Raw genomic sequence first — 3,592 nt, forward strand, 5'->3', positions numbered from 1 at the left:
GCGGGGTTGTCGTGGTCTGGGAAGCCGACCGACCACGGAAAGCCCGCACCTGCCGAGCGGGAACGCGCCGCGAGGGCGGGGCGCCTCGACGGCCAGGCGTCGGGAGCGCCGTAGACTTGTAGGTTCCGCGGACCCCAGGAGAACGCAGCACCGTGACGAGCACGCCCAACGCGACGGCACCGTCCCCGTCGGACGTCCCCGACGTCGTGGCCCACGAGATCGCCGTCGAGCAGGCCCATGTCGACCGCGTCCATCGTGAGCTCGCGAAGGCCACCGAGCGGGCCAACAGCGTCGAGGCGGAGGGCCTCGCACGTGGCCGGACCGACCGCACCGGTGACGTTCGCGACGAGGAGATGACCGGGCTGTTCGAGCGGGACGCCCTCGTCTTCGCCGCGGCCCGGCGGCGCCACGACATCGAGAACCAGTTCGAGGGCCTCGTCTTCGGCCGCCTCGACCTCGAGACGCCGTCGGCGGGTGGCAGCGCGACGCGACCGACACCGGACAGCAGTCTGACGAGATCGGCCGCCGACGACCCCACCCGACCGACACGCGACGGCAGCGCGACGGGATCGGCCGTTGACGGCGCGAGGCGTTCGTCGGCTGCCGACCGCGAGATCAGGTACATCGGGCGTCTCGGGGTCCGCGACGACGATTATGAACCGCTCGTCGTCGACTGGCGGGCACCGGCGGCTGCGGCGTTCTACCGCGCGACGCCGGTCGAGCCGATGGGTGTCATCCGACGCCGCGTCCTGCGGTGCCGGAGCGAACGCGTCGTCGGGGTCGAGGACGACCTCATGGTGCCCGAGGCCCCGGACGACCTCGTCATCGTCGGCGACGGTGCCCTCATGGCCGCCCTCACCCGCAGCCGCGGCACCCGGATGCGCGACATCGTCGCGACGATCCAGCGCCACCAGGACGAGGCGATCCGGGCCCCCTCGCGGGGGGTCACCGAGATCACCGGCGGCCCAGGGACGGGCAAGACGGTCGTCGCGCTCCACCGCGCGGCATACCTCCTCTACTCCGAGCGCCGGCGGTTCGAGAGCGGCGGGATCCTCGTCGTCGGACCGTCCGCCGCGTACACCGCATACATCGAACGCGTCCTGCCGAGCCTCGGCGAGGAGTCGGTCGCCCTCCGCGCGCTCGGGGACCTCGTCGACGGGATGACGGCGACCCGCGTCGACGCGCCCGAGGTGGCGGCCGTCAAGGGTGCTCCGGCGATCCGCAGGGTCCTCGGCCGGCTCGCCGCTGCGACGCCGGACGGGGCGCCGACGCGGTTCCGGTCGTTCGTCGCGGGTCACGCGATCACGCTCGACGAGGCAGCGCTGCGGCGGCTCCGATCGGTCGTCCTGCGCGGCACCGTGCACAACCTCGCGACGGAGGCGGCCCGGGCCGCGCTGCGCGAGGCCGCCTGGGCCACGGTTCACGGAGGCGATCGCGAGGCGTTCCGCGATGCGTGGGACGCCTCGATGGACGTCGACACGTTCATGGCGGACTGGTGGCCCCAGCTCGACCCTCGCGAGGTCCTCCTCCGGCTCGCCGACACCGAGACCGCGTATGCCGCGAGCCGCGGGGTTCTCGCCCACGAGGAGGCGGCCGCCGTGGCCCGCTCGTATGCCGACGCCCTCGAGTCCGGCGCGTGGACCGTCGCCGACGTCGCCCTCGTCGACGACCTGGCCGCCCGGCTCGGGCCCGTCCAGGAGGCTGCCGCGGAGGAGCGCGAGTTCTGGGAGATCGAGGAGCTCGACGGGTATGCCGCCCAGTGGGAGTCCTCCCGTTCCCCTGGCCGCGGCGGCGGGTCCGTCCCCGAGCCGGGGGCCGTCAGGACACCGCTCGAGGCCCGGGAGCGGTTGCTCGACGGCCGGATCACTCCTCCGTCGTCATACGCGCATATCCTCGTCGACGAGGCCCAGGACCTCTCGCCGATGCAGTGGCGGATGGTCGGGCGCCGCGGTCGGGGGGCGTCGTGGACGGTCGTCGGTGACGCCGCCCAGGCGTCATGGCCGGATGCGGCACAGGCCGGGCAGGCACGGCTCGACGCCTACGGGCGACGCGGGCGCCCGGCCGCGCAGACGGGGCCCGAGGTACGGCGGTTCCACATGGACACGAACTACCGCAACGCACGCGAGATCTTCGACTACGCCCGCGACGTCATCCTCCCCGTCGTCCCGGACGCCGACATCCCCCTCGCCGTCCGCGAGACCGGCGTCGAGCCCGAGGTCCGTGAGCTGTCGCCCGACGTGGCCGCCGACGTCGACCGTGCCGTCAAGCACCTGCTGCCCCAGGTCGAGGGGGCCGTCGCGGTCATCACGCCGGTGCGCCACGAGCGGCTCGTGGAGCGGGCGGCCGCCGCGGGTGGGTGGCCGGACCGCGTCGTCGTCGCCGACCCGCTGTCGACGAAGGGCCTCGAGTACGACGCGACGGTCGTCGTCGACCCCGACCGGATCACCGCGGAGTCGCCCGGTGGGGCGCGCATCCTCTATGTCGTGTTGACGCGAGCGGCCCATCGGATGACGGTGCTCCGTGAGGCGAACCCGGCCCGATAGCCCAGCGCGCGCTCGCGGGACGGGCCGGCCAGCTGCGCGACGCCGGGACCATCGGGGTAGCCCAGCCCGCGCTTTCGAGGACGGGCCAGCCAGCTGCGCGACGCCGGGACCATCGGGGTAGCCCAGCCCGCGCTCGCGGGGACGGGCCGGCCAGCTACGCGACGCCGGGACCATCGGGGTAGCCCAGCGCGCGCTTACGAGTACGGGGCTGGCTCGGCATACCTCCTCGAAGGGGGTGGAGTTCCCGGAGTCCTTGTGGGGAAGCTGGCACGAGCCATGACGCCAACCAGCTTCCCCACAAGGATCCGTCGCGTCGTCCCAAACGCCGAAGGCTGCGTCGTGAGTGAGCGTCAAGGGCCAGCGGCCAGTGGCGAGGACGGCGACTGCCCGACCGAACGTCAGCGCGTCGACCGGCCGCGCGGGCGCCACGGCCGATCGGACGCGACCGCTGACGACCTGAACTCGGCACGTGCCGCACCGCCTCCTCCGCACGTGCCGAGTTGTTGCTGTCTCGCGACGGTCTCGAGGACATCAACTCGGCACGTGCGGAGGGGTGCTGGCGACGGGTACCTCACGGCCGACAGCATGGCGAATCACGGCCAATCACAGGACAACTCGGGCATCTCGCCCGGCGATCGCGGAATCTTGGCCCGCGGACCTGTGGAAGTTCTCGATTTCGAGGACAGGACCTGTCATCGACTGGTTGTGTTATCACCGGAGGCACCGCGGGAGGGGTGTGCGGTGCCTACGCAAGCCGGTGGTTGTGACGGGTCAAACCCCCCTCCCTGCACCCGAGCAGCCACCCCGGGGACGTCCCGTTTCGGCGGGACGTCCCCGACCCTCATCCGGACGAGTCGGGACCGGTCGTTTCCGACCTGTTGTCCCATGGCCCACGTCGGCCGGCTGCCCTGGGCACTCATCCGAGCGATCGTGTTGCCAGGCCGGTGCCCATAGGGCGGCCGTCGTCGTCGCAGGTGGTGCACAGACCCCGATCGGGTGCCAAACCGCCACCAGCCGGGTGCAGGCCAGGTGGTGCACAGACCCCGATC

At 72.7% G+C, this 3,592-nt stretch carries 1 protein-coding gene; it reads left to right on the plus strand.

Annotated elements, in window-relative coordinates; genetic code table 11:
- Positions 1–152: 152 nt before the first annotated feature.
- Positions 153–2,543: a HelD family protein gene (locus BN12_RS22805; protein ID WP_048555783.1), complete on the plus strand. Its 2,391-nt coding sequence runs from the start codon at positions 153–155 to the stop codon at positions 2,541–2,543.
- The last annotated feature ends 1,049 nt before the right edge of the window (positions 2,544–3,592 follow it).

This window comes from Nostocoides japonicum T1-X7 (genome assembly GCF_001046855.1).
Classification (GTDB): domain Bacteria; phylum Actinomycetota; class Actinomycetes; order Actinomycetales; family Dermatophilaceae; genus Nostocoides; species Nostocoides japonicum.